The 26,465-nt window shown below is 28.0% G+C and carries 28 protein-coding genes and 2 riboswitches; of the genes, 22 read left to right on the top strand and 6 right to left on the bottom strand.

Going from position 1 to position 26,465, the window contains the following annotated elements; all coding sequences use genetic code 11:
• Positions 1-74: 74 nt before the first annotated feature.
• From ABUA17_RS06410 to mgtE, 3 genes are all read left to right on the top strand, one after another.
• On the top strand, positions 75-2,492 hold the full coding sequence (locus ABUA17_RS06410) for a L,D-transpeptidase family protein (protein ID WP_055291592.1): 2,418 nt from the start codon (positions 75-77) through the stop codon (positions 2,490-2,492).
• Between the two features lie 255 nt (positions 2,493-2,747).
• Positions 2,748-2,849, top strand: a riboswitch (purine riboswitch).
• 85 nt (positions 2,850-2,934) lie between these two features.
• Positions 2,935-3,504 (top strand): xanthine phosphoribosyltransferase, encoded by a 570-nt coding sequence (locus ABUA17_RS06405; RefSeq protein ID WP_042399150.1) that lies wholly within the window; start codon positions 2,935-2,937, stop codon positions 3,502-3,504.
• A 91-nt stretch (positions 3,505-3,595) separates the two neighbouring features.
• Positions 3,596-3,759, top strand: a riboswitch (M-box (ykoK) riboswitch).
• 267 nt (positions 3,760-4,026) lie between these two features.
• Positions 4,027-5,370, top strand: coding sequence for a magnesium transporter (gene mgtE / locus ABUA17_RS06400; protein ID WP_042399153.1), 1,344 nt, complete (start codon positions 4,027-4,029; stop codon positions 5,368-5,370).
• A gap of 64 nt (positions 5,371-5,434) precedes the next feature.
• Here the strand turns inward: mgtE and ABUA17_RS06395 are convergent, their stop codons facing one another.
• Positions 5,435-5,737, bottom strand: coding sequence for a hypothetical protein (locus ABUA17_RS06395; RefSeq protein ID WP_195951412.1), 303 nt, complete (start codon positions 5,735-5,737; stop codon positions 5,435-5,437).
• Positions 5,738-6,341: 604 nt separating this feature from the next.
• Here ABUA17_RS06395 and ABUA17_RS06390 point away from each other — a divergent pair.
• From ABUA17_RS06390 to ABUA17_RS06335, 12 genes are all read left to right on the top strand, one after another.
• Positions 6,342-9,008: a cation-translocating P-type ATPase gene (locus ABUA17_RS06390; RefSeq protein WP_042399157.1), complete on the top strand. Its 2,667-nt coding sequence runs from the start codon at positions 6,342-6,344 to the stop codon at positions 9,006-9,008.
• A 251-nt stretch (positions 9,009-9,259) separates the two neighbouring features.
• Positions 9,260-9,619, top strand: a complete 360-nt coding sequence (locus ABUA17_RS06385) for an ArsR/SmtB family transcription factor (RefSeq protein WP_394805632.1) — start codon at positions 9,260-9,262, stop codon at positions 9,617-9,619.
• 60 nt (positions 9,620-9,679) lie between these two features.
• Positions 9,680-11,875, top strand: coding sequence for a heavy metal translocating P-type ATPase (locus ABUA17_RS06380; RefSeq protein ID WP_195951735.1), 2,196 nt, complete (start codon positions 9,680-9,682; stop codon positions 11,873-11,875).
• 396 nt (positions 11,876-12,271) lie between these two features.
• Positions 12,272-12,901 carry a redox-sensing transcriptional repressor Rex gene (locus ABUA17_RS06375; protein ID WP_042399163.1) on the top strand — a complete coding sequence of 210 codons (630 nt, stop codon included), beginning with the start codon at positions 12,272-12,274 and terminating at the stop codon, positions 12,899-12,901.
• A gap of 414 nt (positions 12,902-13,315) precedes the next feature.
• Positions 13,316-14,125, top strand: coding sequence for a short-chain-enoyl-CoA hydratase (locus tag ABUA17_RS06370; protein ID WP_242833252.1), 810 nt, complete (start codon positions 13,316-13,318; stop codon positions 14,123-14,125).
• Between the two features lie 216 nt (positions 14,126-14,341).
• Positions 14,342-15,481 carry an acyl-CoA dehydrogenase gene (locus ABUA17_RS06365; RefSeq protein WP_042399166.1) on the top strand — a complete coding sequence of 380 codons (1,140 nt, stop codon included), beginning with the start codon at positions 14,342-14,344 and terminating at the stop codon, positions 15,479-15,481.
• Positions 15,482-15,497: 16 nt separating this feature from the next.
• Entirely contained in the window at positions 15,498-16,277 is a 780-nt protein-coding gene (locus tag ABUA17_RS06360; protein ID WP_195951734.1) for an electron transfer flavoprotein subunit beta/FixA family protein, read from the top strand.
• A gap of 22 nt (positions 16,278-16,299) precedes the next feature.
• Positions 16,300-17,328, top strand: a complete 1,029-nt coding sequence (locus ABUA17_RS06355) for an electron transfer flavoprotein subunit alpha/FixB family protein (RefSeq protein ID WP_055275588.1) — start codon at positions 16,300-16,302, stop codon at positions 17,326-17,328.
• A gap of 276 nt (positions 17,329-17,604) precedes the next feature.
• The gene (locus tag ABUA17_RS06350) at positions 17,605-18,453 is read left to right on the top strand and encodes a 3-hydroxybutyryl-CoA dehydrogenase (protein WP_055275590.1); all 849 of its coding nucleotides are present in this window, start codon (positions 17,605-17,607) and stop codon (positions 18,451-18,453) included.
• A 230-nt stretch (positions 18,454-18,683) separates the two neighbouring features.
• Positions 18,684-19,082, top strand: coding sequence for a PH domain-containing protein (locus ABUA17_RS06345; RefSeq protein WP_195951733.1), 399 nt, complete (start codon positions 18,684-18,686; stop codon positions 19,080-19,082).
• 113 nt (positions 19,083-19,195) lie between these two features.
• Positions 19,196-19,618 (top strand): C-GCAxxG-C-C family (seleno)protein, encoded by a 423-nt coding sequence (locus ABUA17_RS06340; protein ID WP_042399180.1) that lies wholly within the window; start codon positions 19,196-19,198, stop codon positions 19,616-19,618.
• Between the two features lie 306 nt (positions 19,619-19,924).
• A complete protein-coding gene (locus tag ABUA17_RS06335) occupies positions 19,925-20,845 on the top strand; it encodes a DNA-3-methyladenine glycosylase family protein (protein WP_288160994.1) in 921 nt (306 codons plus the stop codon).
• A 68-nt stretch (positions 20,846-20,913) separates the two neighbouring features.
• Here the strand turns inward: ABUA17_RS06335 and ABUA17_RS06330 are convergent, their stop codons facing one another.
• The 4 genes from ABUA17_RS06330 to ABUA17_RS06315 are packed head-to-tail and all read right to left on the bottom strand — an operon-like array spanning position 20,914 to position 23,196.
• A complete protein-coding gene (locus ABUA17_RS06330; protein ID WP_133015374.1) occupies positions 20,914-21,981 on the bottom strand; it encodes a site-specific integrase in 1,068 nt (355 codons plus the stop codon).
• A gap of 33 nt (positions 21,982-22,014) precedes the next feature.
• Entirely contained in the window at positions 22,015-22,263 is a 249-nt protein-coding gene (locus tag ABUA17_RS06325; RefSeq protein WP_133015373.1) for a hypothetical protein, read from the bottom strand.
• Between the two features lie 50 nt (positions 22,264-22,313).
• Positions 22,314-22,739, bottom strand: coding sequence for an ImmA/IrrE family metallo-endopeptidase (locus ABUA17_RS06320; RefSeq protein ID WP_243124864.1), 426 nt, complete (start codon positions 22,737-22,739; stop codon positions 22,314-22,316).
• Between the two features lie 22 nt (positions 22,740-22,761).
• Positions 22,762-23,196, bottom strand: a complete 435-nt coding sequence (locus tag ABUA17_RS06315; RefSeq protein ID WP_133015372.1) for a helix-turn-helix domain-containing protein — start codon at positions 23,194-23,196, stop codon at positions 22,762-22,764.
• Between the two features lie 223 nt (positions 23,197-23,419).
• On the opposite strand from ABUA17_RS06315, the gene ABUA17_RS06310 reads away from it, so the two are divergent.
• The 4 genes from ABUA17_RS06310 to ABUA17_RS06295 all read left to right on the top strand — a co-directional run bounded on the left by ABUA17_RS06310 (position 23,420) and on the right by ABUA17_RS06295 (position 25,430).
• Positions 23,420-23,638 (top strand): helix-turn-helix transcriptional regulator, encoded by a 219-nt coding sequence (locus ABUA17_RS06310; protein ID WP_133015371.1) that lies wholly within the window; start codon positions 23,420-23,422, stop codon positions 23,636-23,638.
• 31 nt (positions 23,639-23,669) lie between these two features.
• Complete coding sequence (locus tag ABUA17_RS06305; RefSeq protein ID WP_243124863.1) at positions 23,670-23,987, top strand: transcription factor; 318 nt, start codon at positions 23,670-23,672, stop codon at positions 23,985-23,987.
• Between the two features lie 16 nt (positions 23,988-24,003).
• Positions 24,004-24,843, top strand: a complete 840-nt coding sequence (locus ABUA17_RS06300) for an ORF6C domain-containing protein (RefSeq protein ID WP_349818006.1) — start codon at positions 24,004-24,006, stop codon at positions 24,841-24,843.
• Positions 24,844-24,980: 137 nt separating this feature from the next.
• Positions 24,981-25,430 (top strand): zinc ribbon domain-containing protein, encoded by a 450-nt coding sequence (locus tag ABUA17_RS06295; RefSeq protein ID WP_349818005.1) that lies wholly within the window; start codon positions 24,981-24,983, stop codon positions 25,428-25,430.
• A gap of 15 nt (positions 25,431-25,445) precedes the next feature.
• On the opposite strand, the gene ABUA17_RS06290 is transcribed toward ABUA17_RS06295, so the two are convergent.
• Complete coding sequence (locus tag ABUA17_RS06290) at positions 25,446-25,763, bottom strand: hypothetical protein (RefSeq protein WP_349818004.1); 318 nt, start codon at positions 25,761-25,763, stop codon at positions 25,446-25,448.
• Between the two features lie 64 nt (positions 25,764-25,827).
• On the opposite strand from ABUA17_RS06290, the gene ABUA17_RS06285 reads away from it, so the two are divergent.
• The 3 genes from ABUA17_RS06285 to ABUA17_RS06275 all read left to right on the top strand — a co-directional run bounded on the left by ABUA17_RS06285 (position 25,828) and on the right by ABUA17_RS06275 (position 26,464).
• Positions 25,828-25,992, top strand: a complete 165-nt coding sequence (locus ABUA17_RS06285) for an AbrB/MazE/SpoVT family DNA-binding domain-containing protein (RefSeq protein ID WP_349818003.1) — start codon at positions 25,828-25,830, stop codon at positions 25,990-25,992.
• 144 nt (positions 25,993-26,136) lie between these two features.
• On the top strand, positions 26,137-26,265 hold the full coding sequence (locus tag ABUA17_RS06280) for an aspartyl-phosphate phosphatase Spo0E family protein (RefSeq protein WP_349818002.1): 129 nt from the start codon (positions 26,137-26,139) through the stop codon (positions 26,263-26,265).
• Between the two features lie 13 nt (positions 26,266-26,278).
• Entirely contained in the window at positions 26,279-26,464 is a 186-nt protein-coding gene (locus ABUA17_RS06275) for a hypothetical protein (RefSeq protein WP_288218720.1), read from the top strand.
• Position 26,465: the final 1 nt, after the last annotated feature.

Here is a 26,465-nt window from a genome sequence, read left to right as displayed (position 1 = left end):
ATTATGAAAGGTGAAAAAATAAAAAATGGGGATAATGCATTAATAAATTTGGTGCTAAAAGTATGGGAGGCAGTATGAACTTTAGGATATTAAATGGGGATATCGATTTTTCAAGCAAATTTGTTAAATTAAATGAGATAAGAGAAAGGTTTCTTCAAGAAGCATTTAAGTCAGTTGATACATTTAAAAATGAATGTATAAATAGGTTTAATGATTTAGATCAGTTGAAGAAAGATGGAGAAACTTTTGGGTATAATTATTTAAATAATTATATCAAAATAGCAGTAAATATTATAAAAGAATTTGAAATAAGCGATATAGATAATGATACCTTTTTTAAGGAATATTATTTCAATAAGTACTGCACTTGGGGAAAGACTTTAGATGAAATTAAAAATAAACATGATGAAGATAGCAATGAGAATTTAATATTATCTAAATTAAATATTAATTCAGATTTAATAAAAACACCTTTCGAAATAAAGGAAAAGGATATAGAAACAGATAATAAAAATGATAGATGCACAATTCCAAAAAAAATATTAGACAAGCTTATAAACTCAATGATAGAAAGTATATTTAATATTAATTTTGCAATTATTGATTTTTTAAATGATAATAATGTTGATTCTGTAGATAAGTATAGTGAAACAGAAGATATAAAAAAATCCAATGAGTTAATAAAAGCTTTGCTAAAAGATGAGATTCCTAAAGATGAAGAAACTAACACCATAGAAGAAATAATAAAACTTAATCCATATAATGAAAATATATATAAGGCATTACTATATAAATATGGTGATGAAGAAAATCAAATAGAACATTTGGGAGAATTTTTAGGATATAATAATATCCATGAATATAAGCATAAATTATTAGATGAATATTATGCAACATTAAGTATAGATACAAATGAAGATATAATTAAAGCAAAAGAAAGTATTAAGAACTTTGCAAATAAGATGAATATTAATGATTATGAAAAGTATATAAATGAGATAGACAAAATTTTAGAAGATAATAATACTTTCAATAAAGATATAGAAAGTAAAGAGATAGAAAATAACCCTAAAATGGCAACGGTTGAATTAGATAAAGAAATAAAAACACCAAAAAGTAAAGTTAAAAAGAATAGCGATAAGGGATTAATTATTGCTGCAAGTATTTTAGCATGTATTTTAGGAGTTTACTTATTAATGGCATTATATTTTAATAGTCATTTCTTCTTTAGAACATCAATTAATAGCGTAAGTATTTCAGGAAAAAGTAATAAATCAGCTCAAGAATTAATGGCAAATAAGGCAAATGAATATGTACTTACTTTAGAAGAAAGAAATGATAAAACAGAAACAATAAGTGGAGAAGCTATTAATTTAAAATATGATTTTACTGAAGCTATTAATAATATTTTAGATGAACAAAATCCATTTTTATGGATAGCATCAATATTCCAACATAAGAATTATGATGTGTCTGAAGGAGTTTCTTATGATGAAAGTTTATTAAATCAAGCTATTGGAAATTTAGAAGCTCTTAATGAAAGTAATGTAACAAATCCTGTTAATGCTAGTCTTAATTATGCAAATGGAGAGTATGAAATAGTAAAAGAAGATATTGGTAATAAAGTTAAGATTGATAAATTAAATTCAAAGATATTTAATAATATTCAAAATGTAAATTCTATATTGAATTTAGATGATGAAGGTTGTTATGAAAATCCAACTTATACTTCTAAATCAAAAGCTGTTACTAAAGCGAAAAAAACTGCTGACAAGTATGTAAATGCTAAAGTAACACTTAATATTAATGAAAGTTCAGAAGTTATTGATGGAAGTATGATTAATCAATGGATCACAATTGATGATGATTTTAATGTATCTTTAAATGAAGATAGTATTAGAGAGTATGTAAATCAATTAGGGGACAAGTATGATAATATAGGTAGCACAAGAACATTTACTAGATGGTCAGGAGAAACAATAAAAATAAGTACAACACCAGGAATTTATTATTTAGATAGAGATACAGCTATAGCTGATATTACTTCTGCTATAGAAGGTGGTGGTACAGATACAAAGGAATTAACATTTAAAACACCAAAAGCAACTGATGAATATGTTCTTAATACATTTGTTGAAGTAGATTTAACAAATCAAACAGTAATATATTATAAAAATGGTGAAGTTATTACTCAAGGAGATGTAGTAACTGGTAATGTTAGTCAGGGCCATTCAACACCTGCTGGTGTATATAAATTAGATTGGAAAGCTAAAGATTATGTACTAAGAGGAGATGGATATGCTTCACCAGTAAGTTTTTGGATGCCGTTTAATGGAGGAATAGGACTTCATGATGCAAGTTGGAGAAGTAGCTTTGGAGGATCAATATATAAGACAAATGGTTCTCATGGATGTGTAAATATGCCATATAGCGTTGCTAAAGCTATTTATGAAAATATAGAAGATTATACAACAATTATTTGTAGATATTAAAATAAATAGACCTTATCAAATTAAGATGTGATTAAGAATTACATAAATAATTTGATAAGGTCTTTTAGATAAAATTCTATGTTTTTAATTTAGAAATTAAATTTGTGAAAAGTATTAAATTATAGTTTTTTTAGGTGAAGTTAAAAAATAATATATTTTTAGAGTTAAAAGGAATAGTATAACTCTTTTAGAAACATTGATGAATACAAATTAAAAATATATTTACAAAATTAATGTTCGTGGTATAATACGAATAAGTGAATTTATTAAAATACTCGTATAAAATCGGTAATTTGGTCCGAAAGTTTCTACCTACTGACCGTAAAACAGTAGACTACGAGGTGTTGTTATTATATTTGAATTATATGTATAGAGAATGTACAACACTTCTAAATATTTAGAGGTGTTATTTTTTTTAAGTAAGTTTAGGAGAGGGAATGCAATGGAAATTTTAAAAGAGCGTATATTACAAGATGGAAGAGCATTAAGTGAGACAGTATTAAAGGTTGATTCATTTTTAAATCATGGTGTTGATGCAAGATTAATGTATGAAATAGGTACATATTTTAAAGAATACTATAAGAATCATGGAATTACAAAGATATTTACTATTGAAAGTTCAGGTATTGCACCAACTGTAATGACAGCTATGCAAATGGAGCTTCCAATGGTTACATTAAAAAAGCAAAGTTCTAAAATATTAAATGGTGAAGTATATCAAACTACTGTACATTCATTTACAAAAGGGACAGATTATGAATTAACTTTATCAAAAAATTACATATCAAAGGATGATAATGTATTAATAATAGATGATTTCCTAGCTAACGGGGAAGCAGCTTTAGGAGCAGCAAGATTAGTAGAAGAAGCTGGTGCTAAAGTTGGAGGAATTGGTATTGTAATAGAAAAATCATTCCAACCAGGAAGAGCAATTTTAGATGAAAAAGGATATGATGTGTATTCTTTAGCTAGAATTGGTAAATTAGGAAAAGGTATAATTGAATTTATATAAGATAATTAATATTCTATAAATTTTTCAATAAACATTTTAAAAAATTGACAAATTGAAATTATAAGAATACTATATAAGTATAATGAAAGTTAATAAAGATTGTTAGGTGAGGCTCCTATAAAGAAAAATGCTGCTGCCCAGAAAAATCCAGAGATTCCAATGGGTCAACAGAAATCATCGCGAAGGTGATTTTTAATGTAGCTGACTGAAGAATATGTCTACGCTTTATAGTGCTAAAGCTCTACAAATTGAGAAGTAAGTGAGTAGCAGGCTTTTTGTTGTAGAGACAAAAAGTCTTTTTTATTTGTATTTTTAGGAGGTGGTATTAAATGGACCCTTATCTGAGTGAAAATTTAATTATTGAAAAAACTAAATATAAGATACATTGGAATATAGTCATTTATACCACAATCTTATATAGTTCTAATGATATGTAGCTAATAATCTGAATTGGATATATATCATTAAAATTATAAGTAAAGATGGCTTTTTTCCTATGTATAAAAACTAGGAGGAAATGCTATGAAATTAAATATGAATAAAGATGAGTTAAGAAAATTTTTATTACATGCTCCACAAGCAAGTATTATTAAATATGTGGAAAGCATACACCCGGTAGATATTTTAGATGTTTTACGAGATTATCCAGAGGATAAAGAGGATATTTTATACAGATTACCAGAAGGTTTAATTGCAGATATAATTGATGAAGCTGATGATGAAGAGAAGTATTCAATTTTAATGGAGTTCTCAGAAAATAAACAAAAAAATATTGTAGAGGAAATGTCATCTGATGAATTAACGGATTTATTAGGTATGTTAGATGAAGAAAAAGCTAACAAAATATTAGAAAAGATGACAGATGAAGATGCAAGAAAAGTACGTCAATTATTAAGTTATGATCCAGATACTGCAGCAGGTATCATGGCAACAGAATTTGTAGCACTTAAAGAAAATATGACAGTAGAAGAGACATTGAAATATTTACAAAAATATGGTGAAGAAAATGAAAATATTTATGATTTATATGTAGTAGATAATTTTGATAAGCTTAAAGGTGTAATATCATTAAAGGAGTTAGTTACTAAAAACTTTAATACTAGAATATCCGATGTCATTCATACAAAGATAGAAGGAATACCTTATAATACAGATCAAGAAGAAGTAGGTCATAGATTTGAAAAGTATGGTTATTTAACTATGCCTGTAGTTGATAATTCAAATAGATTACTTGGAGTAGTAACATTTGATGATGTTATGCAAATTTTAAGAGATGAAACTACAGAAGATATACATCGTTTAGGTGGTGTTGACGAAGGTGAAAAGGTTGATGGATCATTAAAAGATTCAGTAAAGAGCAGATTACCTTGGCTAATTGTAAATTTAGTAACTGCAATTTTAGCTGCAGCAGTAGTTGGAATGTTTGAAGGAACAATCCAAGCAGTTGTATCTTTAGCTACATTCATGCCAATAGTTACAGGAATGGGCGGAAATGCAGGAACTCAAACACTTACTATCATAGTTAGAGGATTAGCTTTAGGAGAACTTAATTTTAAGAATATGAAAAAGGTATTCTTTAAAGAAATTGGAGTAGGGGTAGTAACTGGAGTAGTTATTGGATTCATAATTGGTGTATTAGGATATATTTGGGAAGGAAACTTCATGTTTGGAATAATTATATCAGTAGCAATGCTTTTAAATATGATAGTAGCGACTATTACTGGATATTTAGTACCAGTTGTTTTAAAGAAATTTAAAGTAGATCCAGCACTAGCATCATCAATATTTGTTACAACATTTACTGATGTTTTAGGATTCTTCTTCTTCCTAGGATTAGCAACATTATTAATTCAATATCTTATGTAATTAAAAATAAATGGACCCTTCTGAAGCAGTAAAAGCAACAGAAGGGTCAGTTTATTAGAAATTATTATTGGATAAAGCTAGCTATTTTATTATATCGTTCTGAATCTTCATTTAAATTAATTTCATTTTTTACATTTATAAATCTTTCCACAAGGCAGCAAGCAGCATTTCTATCTGCTGTATGAAGAGTTCCATTAATTTCTACTAATGGACGATTATATTTATCGAAACCTTTTAAGGAAACTGAAAAACCATTATTTTCTAGGTATTTTAAAACCTTTCCTAAAAATTCATCTGTATCTGTTGTAGTTCTATCATTGATGTAAACATCGAAACAATCTTTATTGTGTTTATAAATACCTTCCATATTAAATCCCTCACTTAAAAATTTTTAATACACCCTAAATACCATAAATAAATGTATTTATACATATATATTCTATAAAGAATTTAAAATTCCTTTAAACGTTTACAAAAATAAAATTAAAACTTAAAACTATTTTGAGATAAAAAGAAAAAACAGAGGCACTAGCAGACTACCTCTGTTTTAAACCTATTTTTGCCTGGTAGGTTTATGAATTAATTGTACCATAAAAATACAATATATTAAATATAATATATTCATAATTATGCAAAAAGAATATTTTTATGAATATTCACAAATAAATATTTATAAATAGATATAAACTAGTCATAAAATATATAAAAATATTATGTGGGAATTGTTGACAATAAATGATAAGAGGTATATAATAACTCATATAGAAATTAAATAACCTGTTAAAGGGGAGTAGTATAAAATATAACATCAACAATCGCGGCATAGGCCTGGTGTTATATACCAATTTGGTTACGAGACTTTTAATATAATCCTTAAGTAAAGAATAACTTAAGTTGAGGATTATATTAAGAGTCTCTTTTTTTATTTATAAAAAAGAGAGATATATTATATAAATAAGGGAGGATGTACAATGTCAAAATATTTTTCAATTGAAACAGAAGAAATATTAGAAAAATTCAATGTTTCAAAAGATGGACTAAATGAAAAGCAGGTAGATGAAAATATAAGTAAGTATGGATTGAATGAGTTAAATCAAAAGAAAAAGAAGAGTGTATTACAGGTATTTATAAGTCAATTTAAAGATTTATTAATATTCATTTTAATTGCTGCAGGAATTATTTCTATGTTAAGTAATAATGTTGAAAGTACTATTGTAATCTTTGCTGTAATTATATTAAATGCAGTATTAGGAACAGTTCAACACTTTAAAGCTGAGCAGTCATTAGATTCACTAAAAGCATTATCAGCACCATCAGCAAAGGTTATAAGAAATGGAAGTAAGATTGAGATTCACTCAAAAAATGTAGTGCCAGGTGATATTTTAGTTTTAGAAGCTGGAGATTTAATTACAGCAGATGGAAGAGTAATTGAAAGTTATTCGCTTCAAGTAAATGAAAGTTCACTTACTGGTGAATCATTAAGTGTAGATAAAATTACAGAGAAAATTGATAAAGAAGAAGTAGCATTAGGTGATCAAAAGAATATGGTGTTTTCGGGATCATTAGTAACTTATGGTAGAGCCTTAGTACTTGTTACAAATACAGGAATGAAAACTGAAATAGGTAAAATAGCAACTCTTATGGATGAAACTCAAGAAAAGAAAACTCCACTTCAAGTTACCTTAGATGATTTTAGTAAAAAACTTGCAATAATAATATTAGCTATTTGTGCAATTGTATTTGGGTTATCACTATATAGAAAAATGCCAGTACTTGATTCTTTGATGTTTGCAGTAGCACTTGCAGTTGCAGCAATTCCAGAGGCATTAAGTTCTATTGTAACTATAGTTTTAGCATTAGGAACTCAAAAGATGGCAAAAGAAAATGCAATAATTAAAAAAATTAGAGCGGTTGAAGGATTAGGGTCTGTTTCGATTATTTGTTCAGATAAAACCGGAACATTAACTCAAAATAAGATGACTGTAAGAAAAGTTTATGTAGATAAAAAATTAATTAATGGTTCAGAAATTTCCTTAGATAATAAGGTTCAAGAATATCTAATTAAGAATTCAATTTTATGTAATGATTCAACCTCAAGAGAAGGAAAAGAAATAGGAGACCCAACAGAAGTTGCATTAGTTAATTTAGGGCATGATATTGAAATTGATGAATTGAACTTAAGAAATGAGTATAATAGATTAGCTGAAATTCCATTTGATTCTGATAGAAAGCTTATGAGTACACTTCATAAGATAGATGGTAAAAATATTATGTTTACAAAAGGGGCTCTTGATGTAATTTTAGATAGAGTTAAATATATTATGACATCAGATGGGGTTAGGGAATTAACATTAGAAGATAAAAATGAAATTTTAGATGTAAATAGAAGTTTGTCTGAAAGTGGATTAAGAGTTCTTTCTTTCGCTTATAGACAATTAGATGAAGTCAGAGAATTAACATTAGAAGATGAATATGATTATACTTTTTTAGGATTAATTTCAATGATTGATCCACCAAGAGAAGAAAGTAAACAAGCTGTTGCTGATTGTATTACAGCTGGTATTAAGCCAATTATGATTACTGGTGATCATAAGATAACAGCATCTGCTATTGCTAAAGAAATTGGCATATTAAGAGATGGAGATAGGGCAATCGAAGGATTAGAAATAGATAAAATGTCAGATGAAGAATTGAGAGAAAATGTTGAACATATATCTGTTTATGCAAGAGTATCTCCAGAGCATAAAATTAGAATAGTAAAGGCTTGGCAAGATAAGGGGCAAATTGTTGCTATGACAGGTGATGGTGTTAATGATGCACCAGCTTTAAAGCAAGCTGATATAGGAATTGCAATGGGAATAACAGGTACAGAAGTATCTAAAGATGCTGCATCTGTAATATTAACAGATGATAATTTTGCAACAATAGTTAAATCAGTTTCAAATGGTAGAGGTATATATAATAATATAAAGAATTCTATTAAATTCTTATTATCAGGTAATACTTCTGGAATAATTGCAGTTTTATATTCTTCAATAATGGCTTTACCAATGCCTTTTGCAGCTGTTCATTTACTATTTATAAATCTTTTAACAGATAGTTTACCTGCGATATCAATTGGTATGGAAAAATCAAATAGAGATTTATTAAAGGATAAACCAAGAGGGAAAAATGAATCTATATTAAATAAGGATTTCTTATTAGGAATTGGATTTGAGGGATTATTAATTGCGATATTTACAATGGTTGCTTTTTATATAGGAAATCCAAAGGAAACTCCATTAACAGCTTCAACTATGGCATTTGCAACATTGTGTTTAGCAAGATTATTTCATGGATTTAACTGTAGAGGTAAAGGTTCAATATTTAAATTAGGTGTATTCTCTAATAAATATGTGTGGTATGCATTTGGAGTAGGGTTAGTATTATTAAATGCTGTACTATTTGTACCTTTCCTTCAAAATTTATTTGAAGTTGAAAATTTAGCGTTTAATCAATATGTATCAATTTATGTACTTGCATTTATTCCAACTTTAATAATTCAGTTGAAAAAAGTAATTTTTGAATTTATAGAAAATAAAAAAAGTAAAAATAATGCAAATATAAATAGATCTGGTGAGTTAAAAGATATAGCTTAGATCATATTAATTGAAAAGGTAGGTGATTTCCTACCTTTTTTTATATATTAAACCTTAAAAAGACTAATAGATTTCAAATAAAAATCAAGAAGTCCTTAAATTTACAAAAAAAGTTGACTAAATTACTAGGATAAGCATATAATAGAAATATAAACATATGAACAATTATTCATATGTTTGCGTTAAAGAAAGAGTATTAAAATCAATAAAATAATTTTAAATACAAATAATATAAACTAAGGAGTGAAATTATGATGGAAAATAAAGTTGAAAGTTGTTCATGTAATATTATTCATAAAGATGTAGTTGAAGAAGTTAAAGATAAATTACCACAAGAGGAAATATTATATGATTTAGCAGAACTGTTTAAGGTATTTGGAGATAGCACAAGAATTAAAATAATATGTTCATTATTTGAATCAGAAATGTGTGTATGTGATTTATCAGCTTTATTGAATATTAGTCAATCGGCCATTTCACATCAGTTAAGAGTATTAAAATCAGCAAGACTTGTTAAATTTAGAAGAGCTGGAAAGGTAATTTATTACTCATTAGATGATGAGCATATAAAACAAATTTTTGATGCAGGATTACACCATATTACTGAATAAATAAGATTAAAATCAATAAAAAATAAACTTTTTAAATTTATTTAATGGGAGGATAGATACATGGAAATAAAATTAGTTTTAAATGGATTAGATTGTGCAAACTGTGCTAATAAAATAGAAGATAAAGTTAATAAAATAAATGGTGTAAAAGAAGCAACAGTAAATTTTTCTACGACAGTATTAACTGCTGAAATAAAGGAAGAAAACTTAAAAAGTGAAATAATAAATGAAATAAAATCAATAGTAAAAAAATTAGAACCACATGTAAAAGTTGAAGAAAAAATAGATAATAAAGAAATAAAAAATAAGACAAAAGCATGTACAAGTAGTTGTTGTTCAAAAGATAATGATCATCATGAGGGTAGTAAAGATAAAATTCATGAGCATAGTCATGAGAAAGAAGAGAGTTCAAATGGGAAAATAGAAATTCTAAAAGATAATTGGCTATTAATAGTTGGAGCAATTATATATGCAATTGCTTTATTATACAATGAAAATAATAAAATTTCTATTATACTATTTGTAGCGAGTTATTTAGCAATAGGCGGAGAGGTAATTTTAACAGCTATAAAAAATATTCTTCGTGGAGAAGTATTTGATGAGAATTTTCTTATGAGCATTGCTACTATTGGAGCGTTCTTCATTGGAGAATATCCAGAGGCCGTAGCAGTTATGCTATTTTATCAAATAGGTGAAGTATTCCAAGGATATGCTGTAAATAAATCAAGAAAATCTATTTCTTCTCTTATGAATATTAGAGCTGATTATGCTAATGTTCTGAGAAATGGTATTGAATTTAAAGTTTCTCCTGAAGAAGTAAATTTAGAAGAGATTATCGTAATTAAACCAGGTGAAAGAGTTCCTTTAGATGGTACAGTTATAGAAGGTACAAGTTTTTTAGATACTTCAGCATTAACAGGTGAATCTGTACCGAGAGAAGTTAAGACAAGTGATGAAATCTTATCAGGAGCTATTAATGACAATGGTGTTTTAAAGGTTAAAGTCAATAAAGAGTATGGTGAATCGACAGTTGCAAGAATATTAGAATTAGTTGAAAATGCGTCAAATAAGAAAGCACCAACAGAAAAATTTATAACAAAATTTTCAAAAGTATATACTCCAATTGTAGTTTTTATTGCAATAATAGTTGCTATAGTTCCTCCTCTTTTGATTAAAGATGCAACATTTTCAGAGTGGCTTTATAAAGCATTATCACTATTAGTTGTATCTTGTCCATGTGCATTAGTAGTTTCAATTCCACTAGGAGTTTTCTCTGGTATAGGAGCAGCTTCTAAAAAAGGAATACTAGTTAAAGGTGGAAACTATTTAGAGGCACTTAAAGAAAGTGAAATAGTAGTGTTCGATAAGACAGGAACTTTAACTAAAGGAGTATTTAAAGTAACAAATATAAACGCTAAAAATATAAGTGAAGATGAGTTATTAGAAATAACAGCTATTGGTGAATCAAATTCGAATCATCCAATTGCCTTATCAATTGCCAATGCATATGGTAAAGAAATTAATAAAAATGAAATTGAAAGTTATAAGGAAGTTGCTGGTCATGGTGTTGAGGCCATAATAAAAGGTAAAAAGGTGCTATTAGGAAATTCTAAATTAATGAAGAGTAACAATATTTCTTATGATGAGGTTGACACTATTGGTACTATAGTTCATATAGCAATTGATGGAGAATATAAAGGTAATATAGTTATTTCTGATGAAGTAAAAGAAAATGTAAAAGAAGCATTAACTGAATTAAAGAGTGTTGGAATTAAGAAAACTATAATGCTTACAGGGGATAGCAAAGTAGTTGCAGATAAGGTTGCTAAAGCTATTGGTATTGATGAGGTTCATGCTGAATTATTGCCAAGTGATAAAGTTAATAAAGTAGAGGAAATACTAAACAAAAAATCAGCAAATGGAAAAGTTTTATTTGTCGGAGATGGAATTAATGATGCTCCAGTTCTAGCAAGAGCTGATATAGGAATTGCAATGGGTGGTGTAGGATCAGATGCTGCTATTGAAGCCGCAGATGTAGTATTAATGAAAGATAAAGTAGAAGCTATTTCAGAAGCCATACGAGTATCAAGAAAAACTAGTAAAATATTATGGCAAAACATTATTTTTTCTTTAGCAATTAAGGTAGCTGTTATGATATTAGTTATCTTTGGATTAACAAATATGTGGGCAGCTGTATTTGCAGACGTTGGGGTAACTTTACTTGCGGTATTAAATTCAATGAGGATAATTCGATAAATATTGACAAAAGATAAAGCTTTAATTATAATATAATAAGTCCAGAAAATTTTAGGCAAAAGGGAATGGCGTACAAGATCACTTTGATTCTTGTTGCAATATCAGAGGTGTTTAAAATCTGATATAATGCTTATGAGACTTATGTATAACGCATCTGCTACGTTATACATAAGTCTCTGTTTTTAGGTCAAAATAATAAATGAAAAATTAAAATTTCATTATATAATTTGTTATGATAATATTAATATAATTAAATAAAATAAGAAAATGAAATGTGAATAAAAAATTTCAATAATTATTAAATTAATAGAAAAAATGTTAAAAGTATGTTATTATATTATCAAAGTTTAAATAAATGGGGAAATTATTGGAATAAATTAAGGAGATTCATATACTATGGAAAAGAAGAAAAGTGTCTCTATGGCAGTAATTAAAAGATTACCAAAGTACCATAGATATTTGAAAGAGTTGATGAGAAATGATGTAGATAGAATTTCATCAAAGGAATTAGGTGAAAAGATAGGATTTACAGCATCTCAAATAAGACAAGATTTAAATAATTTTGGTGACTTTGGACAACAAGGATACGGATATAATGTTAAAGAATTATATAAACAAATTAGTTTAATTTTAGGATTAGATAAAGACTATACTGGAATCATTATAGGAGCTGGTAATTTAGGGCAAGCAATTGCAAATTATAGTAGATTCTCCGAATTAGGGCTATCTATAGAGGCTATATTTGATGCTAATCCAAAGCTTATCGGAATGAAGATAAGAGATGTAGAAATAAGAGATATTGATACATTAAATAGTTATTTAGAAAATAGTAATGTTAACATTGGAATTATTTGCGTGCCAAGAATTAATGCACAAAAGGTTTGTGATCTTTTGGTGAAGGGTGGAATAAAAGGTATTTGGAATTTTGCACCTGTTGATTTAGTTGTACCAAATGACGTTAAAGTTGAAAATGTACATCTTTCTGAAAGTTTATTAACATTAGTATACTTAATGAAAGATGAATAAAATAATTAAATAGTTTAGACGAAATAGCAAATCAAAATTTTATTATAGCTAAAATTTTGATTTGCTATTTCATTATTATAAATCCAAGTATTTTTTCAATTCAAAATTTATACTTTATTAAAGATAAATTTATATATTTTTTGCATGTTAACAAATGAACAAAGAGAATAAAACTCAAATAGTAAACGTATGCTAAGAAAAATATTGAAAAAGTGGAATTTATATACCAAATAGTAAAATATTAATTGCAAATGAGAAAATTAGATATTATAATTATAAGTAGGTTGTGATTATTCAGAATCTTCTAACCAAAGAAAAGGGAAAAAGAGAATTTTTTTTAATTAATTTGTTAATTATATAACAAAGAACAGGGTGTTTATGAGGAGTTATGGTATAAAAAGGGAGGAAGGATTTGTGGAAATTAAAAATGTAATTTTAGAAGAAGAGTTGAAAAATGTGACTCTTGAAAAAGACGGGAATTTAGCAATAGTTACAATAAATAGACCTAAAGCATTAAATGCTTTAAATTCTGATACATTAAGAGAATTAGATCTAGCAATTTCTAATATTGAACAAGACAGCAATGTATATTGTGTAATATTAACTGGAGCTGGTGAAAAATCTTTCGTAGCAGGTGCAGATATTGCCGAGATGAAAGATTTAGATGCCAAGGGTGGAGAAGAATTTGGACTTTTAGGAAATAGGGTATTTAGAAGAATAGAAAATTTAGACAAGCCTGTTATAGCAGCAATATCTGGATTTGCTTTAGGCGGAGGATGTGAGCTTGCAATGGCTTGTGATATAAGAATTGCTTCAGAAAAGGCAAAGTTTGCTCAACCAGAAGCTGGTCTTGGGATTACACCAGGTTTTGGAGGAACTCAAAGATTGCCTAGAATAGTTGGATTAGGTAAGGCAAAGGAAATGATTTATACTTGTGCAATGATTAAGGCAGATGAAGCTTTAAGAATTGGTTTAGTTAATAAAGTTGTTCCATTAGAAAACCTAATGGAAGAAGCAAGAAAAATGGCTTCAGTTATTTGTGCAAATGCACCAATAGCAGTTAAGTATTGTAAAGATGCTATTAATAGAGGAATGCAAGTTGATATAGATAAAGCAATTGAAATCGAAGCAAATGATTTTGGAAAATGCTTTGATTCAGAAGACCAAGTTGAAGGAATGACAGCTTTCTTAGAAAGAAGAGAAAAGAACTTTAAGAATAGTTAAGAGTTAATAGTTTTGGTAGGAACTCCTTATGGAGTTTCTTAAATATATTTTTAAAATTTGGCCTATGCCGAATTTATTCCTTAACTATTAACTCAAAACTATTAACTATAAAAAGGGTGTTATTTAATAAATTTTAAATATATAAGCTAAGTGTATTTTACATATTTACTTGTAACTATACACATAAACAGGGTATTGCAGGGAGGTAAAAAAGCAATGAATTTTGGATTAACTAGGGAACAAGAGTTAGTAAGACAAATGGTTAGAGAATTTGCAGTTAATGAAGTAAAACCAATAGCTGCTGAAATTGATGAAACAGAAAGATTTCCAATGGAAAATGTAAAGAAGATGGCAGAGCTAGGAATGATGGGAATACCATTTCCTAAAGAATTAGGTGGCGCTGGCGGAGATGTATTATCATATATCATAACTGTTGAAGAATTATCAAAGGTTTGTGGAACAACTGGAGTTATTGTTTCAGCTCATACTTCACTTTGTGCTTCTTTATTATATGAAAATGGAACACCAGCACAAAAAGAAAAATACTTAATTCCACTTGCAAAAGGGGAAAAGATAGGTGCATTTGGTTTAACTGAACCGGGAGCAGGAACAGATGCTGCGGGACAACAAACTACTGCAGTTTTAGATGGAGACAATTATATTTTAAATGGATCTAAAATATTCATTACTAATGGTGGAGTAGCAGATACCTTTATAGTATTTGCAATGACAGATAAGTCTCAAGGAACTAGAGGCATATCTGCTTTCATAGTTGAAAAAGACTTCCCTGGATTCTCAATTGGTAAGAAAGAAGATAAGTTAGGAATTAGAGCATCTTCTACAACTGAGCTTATATTTGAAAATTGTGTAGTTCCAAAGGAAAATCTAATTGGAAAAGAAGGTAAAGGGTTTGGTATAGCAATGAAAACTCTTGATGGAGGAAGAATCGGTATAGCTGCTCAAGCTTTAGGAATTGCAGAAGGAGCTTATGAAGAAGCTGTTAAATATATGAAAGAAAGAAAACAATTTGGTAGACCTTTATCAGCATTCCAAGGATTACAATGGATGATTGCTGAAATGGAGACAAAAATTGAAGCTGCTAAGCTATTAGTATATAAGGCTGCATGGCTTAAACAAAACAAGCTTCCATATTCAGTAGATGCTGCTAAGGCAAAATTATTTGCTGCTGAAGTTGCTATGGATGTGACAACTAAGGCTGTTCAAATTCATGGTGGATATGGATACACTAAGGAATATCCAGTTGAAAGAATGATGAGAGATGCTAAGATAACTGAAATCTATGAAGGAACTTCTGAAGTTCAAAAGATGGTTATCGCAGGCGCTGCATTAAGATAGAGGGAGGCTTTTAATAATGAATATAGTAGTTTGTTTAAAACAAGTACCAGATACAACAGTTGTAAAAATAGATCCAAAAACAGGAACTCTTATAAGAGACGGTGTTCCTTCAATAATAAATCCAGAAGATAAGCATGCTTTAGAAGCAGCTTTACAATTAAAAGAAAACTATGGAGCTCATGTAACTGTGGTTAGTATGGGACCTCCTCAAGCAAAAAATGCATTAAGAGAAGCTCTATGCATGGGAGCTGATGAAGCTATCCTTTTAACAGATAGAGCATTTGGGGGAGCTGACACATTAGCAACTTCAAAGACTATTGCAGCAGCAATTAAACAATTAGATTACGATATAATTTTTGGTGGAAGACAAGCTATTGATGGTGATACTGCACAAGTTGGTCCTGAAATAGCAGAACATTTAGGTGTTCCACAAGTAACATATGTACAAGGTGTTAAAGTTGAAGAGGATGGATTGTTAATAAATAGAGCATTAGAAGATGGATATGAATTAATAAAAGTTCAAACTCCAGTGCTTTTAACTGCAATTGAAGAATTAAATCATCCAAGATATATGAATGTTCAATATATCTTCGATACAGTAGATAAAGAAGTGAAAATTATGACTGCGGCAGACCTTGATATACCTGTTGAAGAACTAGGATTAAAAGGTTCTCCAACAAAGGTTAAGAAATCTATGACTAAAGAAGCTAAAGGTGCAGGAGAAATTATTAAAGAATCAGCTCCAGAAGCAGTAGCATATGTTTTAGGAAAGTTAAAGGAAAAACACTACATCTAAGATAATAGGAGGGTAATTGGAGATGAATATATCAGAATATAACGGCGTTTGGGTATTTGCTGAACAAAGAAATGGTGAATTACAAAAGGTTTCATTAGAGATATTAGGAGAAGGTAGAAGATTAGCTGATGAATTAGGAGTTAAACTTACTGCAGTATTATTAGGAAATAATGTTGCTTGTTTAGCAGATATTTTAGGAGAACATGGTGCTGATGAAATATTAGTAGCTGAACATGAAGCATTAGAAAATTATACAACTGATGGATATACAAAAGTTATTTGTGAATTAGCAAATGAAAGAAAGCCAGGAATATTATTTATAGGAGCTACTTTCATAGGTAGAGATTTAGGTCCAAGAGTTGCAGCTAGACTTTCAACTGGATTGACTGCAGATTGTACATCTTTAGAAGTAGATGTTACGAATGGTGACTTACTTGCAACAAGACCTGCATTTGGTGGTAACTTAATGGCAACTATAGCGTGTCCAAATCATAGACCACAAATGGCTACAGTAAGACCTGGAGTTTTTTCTAAATTAACTGAAAAGAAAGAAAACTATACTATAGAAAATGTTTCTGTTGAATTAGAAGCGTCAGATATTAGAACAACAGTTGTTGAAGTAGTAAAGGCTAATAAGGATATTGTTGACATAGGAGAAGCTAAAGTTATAGTTGCTGGTGGTAGAGGAGTTGGAAGTAAAGAAAACTTCGCACTTTTACAAGAATTGGCAACAACTTTAGGTGGAGTTGTTGGAGCATCAAGAGGTGCTGTAGATAAAGGCTGGATTGAAAGAGATTATCAAGTTGGACAAACTGGTAAGACAGTAAGACCTACAATTTATGTTGCTTGTGGTATTTCAGGAGCAATCCAACATGTTGCTGGTATGCAAGAATCAGATATGATAATTGCTATAAATAAAGACGAAACTGCTCCAATAATGAAGGTCGCAGACTATGCAATAGTGGGAGATTTAAATAAAGTTATTCCAGAAATGATAAGTAAATTAAAAGAATCTGTTGATTCTGAAGAACCATTAGTGTGCAGAATCTAGTTTGATTTATTCGGGGAAAAATATAAATATATAAACATTAAAATTATAAAAATATAAGTGGCCAATCATATTTTTATAATAATGTATAAAGTAAAATAGCCTAGGATTTTTTTACTTTAATAAAAATAATGTTGATGAAATAAAGAAATTATGGTGTAAAAAATTTGAGAATTAAATAATAACAGAATCAAGATAAAATGGTAATCAAATGGTCATATAACAACTTGTAATTTACCAATTATCACTTGTCACTGTTAAAAGGGGAGAGGTTTAGATATGGAAAAGATTTTTGTTTTAGGTGCAGGAACTATGGGTGCAGGAATAGTTCAAGCTTTTGCTCAAAAGGGATATGAAGTAATAGTTAGAGATATAAAAGATGAGTTTGTTGAAAGAGGACTTGCTGGAATTAATAAGAGTTTATCTAAATTAGTTGCTAAAGGAAAAATGACTGAAGAAACTAAGGAAGATGTTTTATCTAGAATTTCAGGAACTACTGATATGAATTTAGCTGCAGATTGTGATTTAGTTGTTGAAGCTGCAATTGAAAACATGAAAATTAAGAAAGAAATATTTGCTGAGTTAGATAAGATCTGTAAGCCAGAAACTATTTTAGCTTCAAATACATCTTCTTTATCAATAACAGAAGTTGCTTCAGCAACTAGTAGACCAGAAAAGGTTATAGGAATGCATTTCTTTAACCCAGCTCCAGTAATGAAGCTTGTTGAAATTATCAGAGGTATGGCTACTTCTCAAGAAACTTTTGATGCTGTTAAGGAATTATCTTTAGCAATTGGGAAAGAACCAGTAGAAGTTGCAGAAGCTCCAGGATTTGTAGTTAATAGAATACTTATTCCAATGATTAATGAAGCTTCATTTATTCTTCAAGAAGGAATTGCATCAGTAGAAGACATAGATACAGCTATGAAATATGGTGCAAATCACCCAATGGGACCTTTAGCTTTAGGGGATTTAATTGGATTAGATGTTTGTTTAGCTATTATGGATGTTTTATATAATGAAACTGGAGATACTAAATATAGAGCTAGTAGTACTTTAAGAAAGTATGTTAGAGCAGGATGGTTAGGTAGAAAAACAGGAAGAGGATTCTACAACTATAATGCTTAATTGATATTAAGATAATTATAAATTTTTAAAATTAATTAATGATATATTTAAAAAGATATAGTATATTTTAAATAATATATTGGAAATAAGCGTTTTAATTTAACTTTAAAGGGCAACTATCGACGGGTAGTTGCTCTTTATTGTATTATGGTATAATTATCATAATAAAGTACTAAGGTTTATAAAAGGATATGTAAATATTAGCATAGTAAAAGGAGTGGGGTTAATACATGGAAGATCAAACTAACAATAATAAAAGAGTGTTTAATTTTTATGGAGAAGTAGAGATACCAAAATCATTACTTTATTTTGTAAGTAGAAATGAGCAACCACTATTTGCAGTAAAGACTGTTAGAGATGCAGCCTTATTTACAGATAAAAAGATTTTGATATGTGATAAACAAGGGATAACTGGTAAGAAAACAGAATATTATGCGATTCCATATAGCAAAATAGTTACTTATGCAATAGAAACAGCAGGGCATTTTGATATGGATTCAGAAATAAAGTTATTTTTAACTGGTGGAATAGAAATCGAAATGAACCTTTTAAGAGGCAAGAATATGGATCAGTTACTTAAGAAAGTTTTTAATGTTATAAATGAGTATGTAACTTTATCTAATGGCTAGTCTTTGTAAGACTTTACCCTGTTTATATAGGAAATAACAATTGGAATGCTATAGGATAGGTGCCATTGGTATATAACTAATGAAAATGTGAACTATAGGGAGAGATTAATTAAATGTTAGTAGAAACTACAATGAAATATTATGATAAAAAGTATGATTTAAATTGTGCAGAATGTATGCTTGTAGCAGTTAATGAAGTTTATGATTTAAATATTTCCAAGCAGACTTTAATGACAATGGCATCTTTTGGTGGAGGAATGGCAATAGGAAGTGTTTGTGGTGCAGCAACAGGAGCAATAGCAGCATTAGGGATAATGTTCACTACAGAAAGAGGGCACCAAAGTCCACATGTTAGAGAAATGACTTCTAAATTTTTATATGAATTTAATAGAAGAATGAATTCATTAGATTGTATATCTTTAAAAGAAAAATATTATGAATGTGAAACAAGATGTTCAAAAATGATGATAGTATCAGCTGAAGTTCTACAGGAATTAATTGAAGATTATAAAGATTATTATTCAATTAATAGATAGGGAAAGAAAAGAATTATTATAATATAAAGTATAGTAATCAAATTTGTTAAATAAGCCGTTATAGTTTTAGTATTTTAACTATAACGGCTTATTTAATAAAATGATGATATTAAAGTGAATTTTTATTAAATGTATATGGATAATAGTATTTTGAAATATATTGAAAAATAAATTTATTTAATATAGCATAATAGATAGAATTTATTAATTAATAATATTTATCTTTAGAATATAAAAATATGAACTTAGAAACAATAAAAATATAAATGATAAGATTTAAAACTTATTATAGTAACGAGGTGTGAAATGAACTATACAAATATAATAGAAAAAGAAAATTCAATAATATTAGAAAATGTGAAAGATTTTAATATAAAACAAATATTAGAATGTGGTCAATGTTTTAGATGGGAGAGAATGACTGATACAGACTACATAATTGTTGCATATAGAAGAGTTATAGAAGTAATTCAAGAGGGAAGCACAGTAACAATACTTAATACTAATATGAAAGACTTTAACGAAATATGGAAACAATATTTTGATTTAGAAGTTAATTATGGAGAAATAAAAGAAGAATTATCTAAAGATGAACTTTTAAGAAAAAGTGTTGAGTTTGGTTATGGTATAAGAATATTAAATCAAGATCCTTTTGAAATGTTAATAAGCTTTATAATATCAGCAAGAAATAGTATTCCTTCAATAATGAAGACTATTAAAAAGATATCTGAAAGATGGGGAGATAAAATTGAGTATAAAGGAAATATATATTATGCATTCCCAACTCCAGAACAATTAAAAGAAGCAACATTAGAAGAAATAAAAGAAACAGGAGCATCTTTTAGAAGTAAATACATAGTAGATACAATAGGAAAGGTTAATGCTGCAATTGAAGCTAAAAATAATGGAACTTTAAATGAAGAATTACAACAGTTTGATTTAGAATATATAAAGTCATTGCCAACTGATGAATGTCATAAGGCGCTTCAAAACTTTATGGGGGTTGGAGCTAAGGTTGCAGATTGTATAATGCTTTTCTCAATGGCTAAAAAATCAGCTTTCCCAGTTGATGTTTGGATAAAAAGAGCAATGATACATTTCTATTTAGCACCAGATGTATCATTAAATAAAATAAGAGTATTTGGAAGAGATAAATTTGGAGAGTTATCAGGTATGGCTCAGCAATATTTATTTTATTATGCAAGGGAAAATAATATAAAAATATAAAATATAGCTAAAATCAATGGTTTAGAGTGATAAAATATAAAACGTCAAAAGAATCGTCAAAAAAACTTTTAAAAAATTTTAGTCAATAAATTAGTTGCATTATTCAACATATTATCTGTAACGTGAGAATATGTTTTCATAGTTTGTTCTATATCATGCCCCATAAGTTTAGCAACGGTCTTGAAATCTACACCATTAGAAATTAATGTTGTTGCATATGTGTGTCTAAATTCATGTATTGATAAATTGTAACCTATTTTTTTAGTATAGTTTCTTAACATATTAGTTAATCCAGATACACAATTATAAACAACAACTCTATCACTTGAATTCTCATAAGAATAGTTTCTCCATTCTAATAGTATTTCCTTTGCTTTAGGAGGAAGAGGAACTATTCTATATGAGTTTTTTGATTTCAATTCTCCAAATCCGACTTTATTATTTTGAATGTTCTTCCACTGTATATTAATATTAATAGTATTCCTATTGAAATCTATTTTATCCCATGTTAAACCAAGAATTTCACCGATTCGAAGACCACACATACCAGCTAAAGAAAATATAACTTTATATTTAAGATTAGCAGTTTTATCTATTAGGTCTTTTAATTCATACTCTGTTAATGCTTTTTTCTTGTTTGGATCTTTAGAGGTTTTAATTTCTAAATTAATAGCAGGGGACTTTGGAATAATATTATATTTATTTACAGCACTATTAAAGATGGAATTTATTCTATTTTTGTAAGTTATAATAGTACCATATGATAAACCTTGCTTTACCATTGAATCTAAACAATTTTGTATATGGATTGTGTTTATTTTTGTAATTTCTAATTTGTATAATGGTTCAAAATGTTTTAATGCCATATTATATAATCTTATTGTATTTTCTTGCATATATAAACTTATATGAGAAATATACATATCTTTAAATTCTTCAAATGTTAAGTTTTTAAACTCTTGATTTAGACTTAAGGTATCTTGTAATTCTCTTGCAGCTAACTCAGCAGCTGGCTTAGCTTCTTTTTTTGTCTTAAACCCTTGCTTTGATTTTTGTTTCCACTTACCGTTGACCTTATAACTTATTATATATTGCCAACCTTTATCTTTTTGTCTATAAGTAATGTTATAATCCATTTAATAATCCCTCCCTAAATTTATTATCTAATATTAATCTGAATAAATATTTTTTTTATATTTTGATGGGGTAAACTTTTCTTTATTTATACCCTTAGCAATCCAAAATATAGAAATGATTGATTTGTGAATTATCTCTATATCATCTTTTGATAAATTATTCATTTTATTTAACAAAATCAATTCATCATTCCAGAATTTTTTGAATTGTCTTTTATCTCTTTCAGTAACTTTAAATTTATCTGTATATTCTTTTGGTATTTCATATTTATTAAAATCCATAGCAAATCTCCTTTTTCAAGAATGTATGTTCGTATAAAATTATAAAAAAATTAATAAAAATAATGTATTAATTCATTTACTCTTTTAGGCAAAGAAACTTCTTCTAAAGAGCAAGAGGTATATGCTTCTATGTAATGTAAATACATATATGTAGCATATAGGTCTGCTTGAAACTCTTCTTTTAGCGTAGATGTAAAAGAAGAGTTTAAAAGTAGTGTATTTTTATGTCCTAAAAAATAATGAGCTAATTCATGAAATAAAGTAAAGTTAAACATTTCTTCTGATAGATTTTCGTTTATAACAATCATTTGTCTATTTGGTGAAATATATTTATAAAATCCATTTATTGAATTTGTTAAAGGTAAGACTTTAAATTCAACTCTTTTTAGGTTTTTAACTATATCTAAAGGTCTTACGCTATCATAAGTATCTATAACGTTATCTGCAACGTTTTGTATATATCTATAAATACTCAAGTTCTCATCCCCTTGGCTATTTTTATTTATATTTGTTTGGTGTAAATTTCTTCTTATTTTTTATTTTTATGGACTCAAGAGTAATTTTCAAAGCATTTTCTATAGCAAAGTAATCTTCATCTGTTAATATATCTTTATTTTTAGAAAATGACATTGATAATTCATCAAGTATTTTTTGTGCTTCTACATCTATATTTTTTTGTTCTTTTTCATTTAAAGAATAGTCTCTTTTCTTTTTCGTCTTATTTTCTAATGAAATTGATTTATCGCTAATTAGCTCATTTACAGTTACACCAAATGTATCTGCTAGTAATTTTAAGTTTTCAATACTTGGGTTACGCCTTTTATTTTCTATATCTGATAAAAAAGATATAGATAATCCAGTTTTAGTGTGTAAATCCTTTAGTGTAAAAGAATTTTGTTTTCTTAAGAATCTAATTTTATCACCTATACTCATATCAAAACCTCCTGTTTTAATCAGTATATTATATTACGCTATTGGTGTAAAACTTCACTAAAAGCGTAATTATTTGAAAAATAGAGAAATTTTAAGAGAATAGAAGATTATCTCGTTTATTCTTAATATTTAGGCTGATAGCGTAAAAAATGAACCTTGAATATACTCTTGTAGCGTAATAAAATATTACTCGTAAAGCGTAATTGTTAGTAAGGAGGAAGAAATGACTTATTTGGAAGAATTCAAAAAAGAAATGATGAGAGCACGAAGTGAGATTAATTTATCTAAGAGCGATTTAGCTAGGAAAATTTCTAAGAGTCCAAGTTTTATATGTGATATTGAGTGTGGAAGAAAAAAACCAAGTTTAGAAACTGCTTTTGATATATCAAAAGAGTTAGGAATATCTTTAGATGAAATATTAAATAATACTCTTATAGAGTAAAAATTAGTAGTAGATTAGGAGGGGGATAATAGTGAGTTTACATAACGAAAAAACATTGTTAAGTAGACAAAGCTTAGCGAAAAGATGGGATTTTACATCTAGTAAAGTTATTGAGAAATATGAATCTTTAGGGATATTAACAAGAGTTTCTGGCTTGCAAACTCCAAGATATCACATAGATGAAATATTAAAAATTGAATCATTAGGTAATACTAATCCTCTTTCACCAATAGAAAGAAGAAAATTAGAAAAAAGAGCCGAGAGGTTGGAAAAAGAAAACGAGAAATTGCGAAACTTGTTAAGAGAATACCAGAGTATTACAACTAAGAGTTTGAATTTAATAGTTTAAAAAGGAGAGATAACAAATGGAAAATTTAAAGCACGGTTCAAGAAAACCAAATGTAAAAGTTAATGGATTAGTAAATGTTTATGGAATGAAATTTCACAATATAGAAGGTGGATTTGGAGAAGGTAAGAAGGCAATGTTAGCTAAAGAGATTGCTAATATACACGTAAGAGAGTTAAAGGTTATTAATCAATCTATAAATATGAATAGGAATAGATTTTTAAATGGAATTGACATTGTGGATTTAAAAGGAAGTGGATTCGAGGTCAATTTGATTGACCACGGAATTTATACTCAAAATGCAATAAACAGAAGTGATAACATCTACCTACTATCAGAAAGAGGATATTCAAAACTTCTTAAAATTCTAGAAGATGATTTTGCTTGGGAGCAGTACGATAAATTGGTTGATGGATATTTTAATATGAGAGAGCAAGTTAATAGTGGACAAGCTAAACCGCTTACTACAGAAGAAATGCTAGAACTTCAATTTAAATATGCCAAAGAGGTTAAAGCAGAAGTAATAGAGCTTAAAGAAGATTTAAATTCATTCAAAGAAGATTTACCGCTTATAGGTGATGAACCAGATGAATTAGTGGCTATAGTCAAAAGTAAAGGGACTCAAGTTTTAGGTGGTAAAGATAGTTTAGCATATAAGGATAAATCGTTATCTAGGAAAATTTACAGTAATATTTGGAAGTATGTAAAAGAGCAATTTAATGTAAAGAAATATAAAGCTATAAAGAGAAAGTATCTAGAAAAGGCTAAAGAAATTGTACAAGCTTATGAACCTCCATTTTATTTAAAAGAAGAAATTATAAGAATAAATAATCAAATTAATTTTGAAGAGGTGATATAAATGATAGGCAATATGGTATGTGCTGTAATACCGTATAAAACGTTTAAAGAAAAGATAGCTTTAACAAAGAAATATAAAGATAAACATATAGAGGTTTATAAAATTATATATTAGTGATTTATTAGGAGGAATTAAGAATGAATAAATGTCCAAGATGTGAAAATGAAAAATTAAAAGAAGAGTATAAATATTGTCCAATATGTGGAGCTATTTTAGAGTATGAGGTAGTAGAAGTATCAGTAGAAATATTAAAGGCTATGTTAATTAAATATAAAGCATATAGGTGTGAAGATGCAGAAGAAGAAACATTAATACCATCGGTAATAGGTGCTTTAGTTGTTGCCATTAATGCGTTAGAAAGAGCTGCTCAAGAAGTACCAGTTCAAGAGCAGTTAATTTTAAAAGAAGCAGAAGAAATTATAGCAACATTAAGTTGGAGAATGGGAGGGATAAATCCCAAGTCAGCACTTAAATTTGATAAAGAAACAAAAACAATTTTGATTGATGAAGAGAAATTGATGGATATTTTACAAATGATAACTCCAACACAAAAAAGAAGAAGCTTAAAAATTGTTAAGCAAAAGTAAATGTATACTCAATATTTAAATTAACTGTGTTAAGAATTTAATAATATTTGTAGTATTGTTTTTAAATTTATGTTCCATGAAGGCGATTGCATCACTAGTAAGTGATATTTCATTAGCTAAATCATCACCAGGATAGCAATCTATTAAGTCTTTAGATTTTAGGTTCCAACAAATATCTGACATTTTATCAGATGATATTTCTGGAAAAAATTTATCGACAATATCATTTGAATTATCAATATATAAGTTATTGTCATTGCTTAAGTACTCTTTATATAGAGTGCAGAATACTTTTTTATCAATATTAGGTATTTCATCAAAATTTTTAATCATAAATACACCCCCTTTCAAGAATATTTTACCATAAAAATATTATCAAAAAAAGGAGAAAAAATGTATGAAGAGTTTAGGGTTGGTTAGAAAGTTAGATGATTATAAGAGAGTCCCTATACCAAAGGAAATTAAAGAAATACTAAATCTTAAAAAGGGAGATTCAGTAGAATTTTTCAAATGTGATGAAGGGGTGATAATAAGAAAACATAATCTAAGTTTAAAGGAGTGAATTTATGGAAGGCTTAAATATATGGGGTATATGCACCTTTGTAATTCCAATAGTATTATCAATTATTATTTTGTTAATAATTATAATTGTATCAATTTTATATGCAATAGATAAGTTAATAATAAATAGGTTTAGGAGGCAATTATGGAAGAATTAAGAGAAAAGCTTTATAAAGCTATTGAGAAGTATGGAATAAGTGATAAAAGGACTATTGCTATTAGTGAAGAGTTGAATAAGTTTATTTGTAAATCTCAAAAACAATACTGTTATTAAAAGGAGAATTGTTGTGACTAAATCAATAAGTCAATCAATGATAACAGAAAGAAAAAATATTATAAATGAAAGGATATCTAAGTTAGAAAGGTTTGTTTTAGAAGAGAATATACCTAATCTAGCAAAGAAAGCATTTGAAATTAATTTAAAGCACTTAAGAGAAGAATATAAACAGTTAGAATTATTAGAAGGAGTTTAGA

The sequence above is a fragment of the Clostridium sp. RTP31139st1_H3_RTP31139_211217 genome, assembly GCF_040227035.1.
Lineage (GTDB): Bacteria > Bacillota > Clostridia > Clostridiales > Clostridiaceae > Clostridium > Clostridium saudiense.
This window is presented reverse-complemented; position numbering and strand designations above follow the sequence as displayed.

Coding starts and splice junctions, on each gene's coding strand:
- ABUA17_RS06355 (WP_055275588.1), top strand. CDS start 16,300: ATGAATATATCAGAATATAACGGCGTTTGGGTATTTGCTGAACAAAGA.
- ABUA17_RS06285 (WP_349818003.1), top strand. CDS start 25,828: ATGAAGAGTTTAGGGTTGGTTAGAAAGTTAGATGATTATAAGAGAGTC.
- ABUA17_RS06365 (WP_042399166.1), top strand. CDS start 14,342: ATGAATTTTGGATTAACTAGGGAACAAGAGTTAGTAAGACAAATGGTT.
- ABUA17_RS06380 (WP_195951735.1), top strand. CDS start 9,680: ATGGAAATAAAATTAGTTTTAAATGGATTAGATTGTGCAAACTGTGCT.
- ABUA17_RS06310 (WP_133015371.1), top strand. CDS start 23,420: ATGACTTATTTGGAAGAATTCAAAAAAGAAATGATGAGAGCACGAAGT.
- ABUA17_RS06395 (WP_195951412.1), bottom strand. CDS start 5,737: ATGGAAGGTATTTATAAACACAATAAAGATTGTTTCGATGTTTACATC.
- ABUA17_RS06360 (WP_195951734.1), top strand. CDS start 15,498: ATGAATATAGTAGTTTGTTTAAAACAAGTACCAGATACAACAGTTGTA.
- ABUA17_RS06375 (WP_042399163.1), top strand. CDS start 12,272: ATGGAAAAGAAGAAAAGTGTCTCTATGGCAGTAATTAAAAGATTACCA.
- ABUA17_RS06295 (WP_349818005.1), top strand. CDS start 24,981: ATGAATAAATGTCCAAGATGTGAAAATGAAAAATTAAAAGAAGAGTAT.
- ABUA17_RS06405 (WP_042399150.1), top strand. CDS start 2,935: ATGGAAATTTTAAAAGAGCGTATATTACAAGATGGAAGAGCATTAAGT.
- ABUA17_RS06410 (WP_055291592.1), top strand. CDS start 75: ATGAACTTTAGGATATTAAATGGGGATATCGATTTTTCAAGCAAATTT.
- ABUA17_RS06290 (WP_349818004.1), bottom strand. CDS start 25,763: ATGATTAAAAATTTTGATGAAATACCTAATATTGATAAAAAAGTATTC.
- ABUA17_RS06390 (WP_042399157.1), top strand. CDS start 6,342: ATGTCAAAATATTTTTCAATTGAAACAGAAGAAATATTAGAAAAATTC.
- ABUA17_RS06345 (WP_195951733.1), top strand. CDS start 18,684: ATGGAAGATCAAACTAACAATAATAAAAGAGTGTTTAATTTTTATGGA.
- ABUA17_RS06280 (WP_349818002.1), top strand. CDS start 26,137: ATGGAAGAATTAAGAGAAAAGCTTTATAAAGCTATTGAGAAGTATGGA.
- ABUA17_RS06330 (WP_133015374.1), bottom strand. CDS start 21,981: ATGGATTATAACATTACTTATAGACAAAAAGATAAAGGTTGGCAATAT.
- ABUA17_RS06315 (WP_133015372.1), bottom strand. CDS start 23,196: ATGAGTATAGGTGATAAAATTAGATTCTTAAGAAAACAAAATTCTTTT.
- ABUA17_RS06325 (WP_133015373.1), bottom strand. CDS start 22,263: ATGGATTTTAATAAATATGAAATACCAAAAGAATATACAGATAAATTT.
- ABUA17_RS06340 (WP_042399180.1), top strand. CDS start 19,196: ATGTTAGTAGAAACTACAATGAAATATTATGATAAAAAGTATGATTTA.
- mgtE (WP_042399153.1), top strand. CDS start 4,027: ATGAAATTAAATATGAATAAAGATGAGTTAAGAAAATTTTTATTACAT.
- ABUA17_RS06300 (WP_349818006.1), top strand. CDS start 24,004: ATGGAAAATTTAAAGCACGGTTCAAGAAAACCAAATGTAAAAGTTAAT.
- ABUA17_RS06335 (WP_288160994.1), top strand. CDS start 19,925: ATGAACTATACAAATATAATAGAAAAAGAAAATTCAATAATATTAGAA.
- ABUA17_RS06385 (WP_394805632.1), top strand. CDS start 9,260: ATGATGGAAAATAAAGTTGAAAGTTGTTCATGTAATATTATTCATAAA.
- ABUA17_RS06350 (WP_055275590.1), top strand. CDS start 17,605: ATGGAAAAGATTTTTGTTTTAGGTGCAGGAACTATGGGTGCAGGAATA.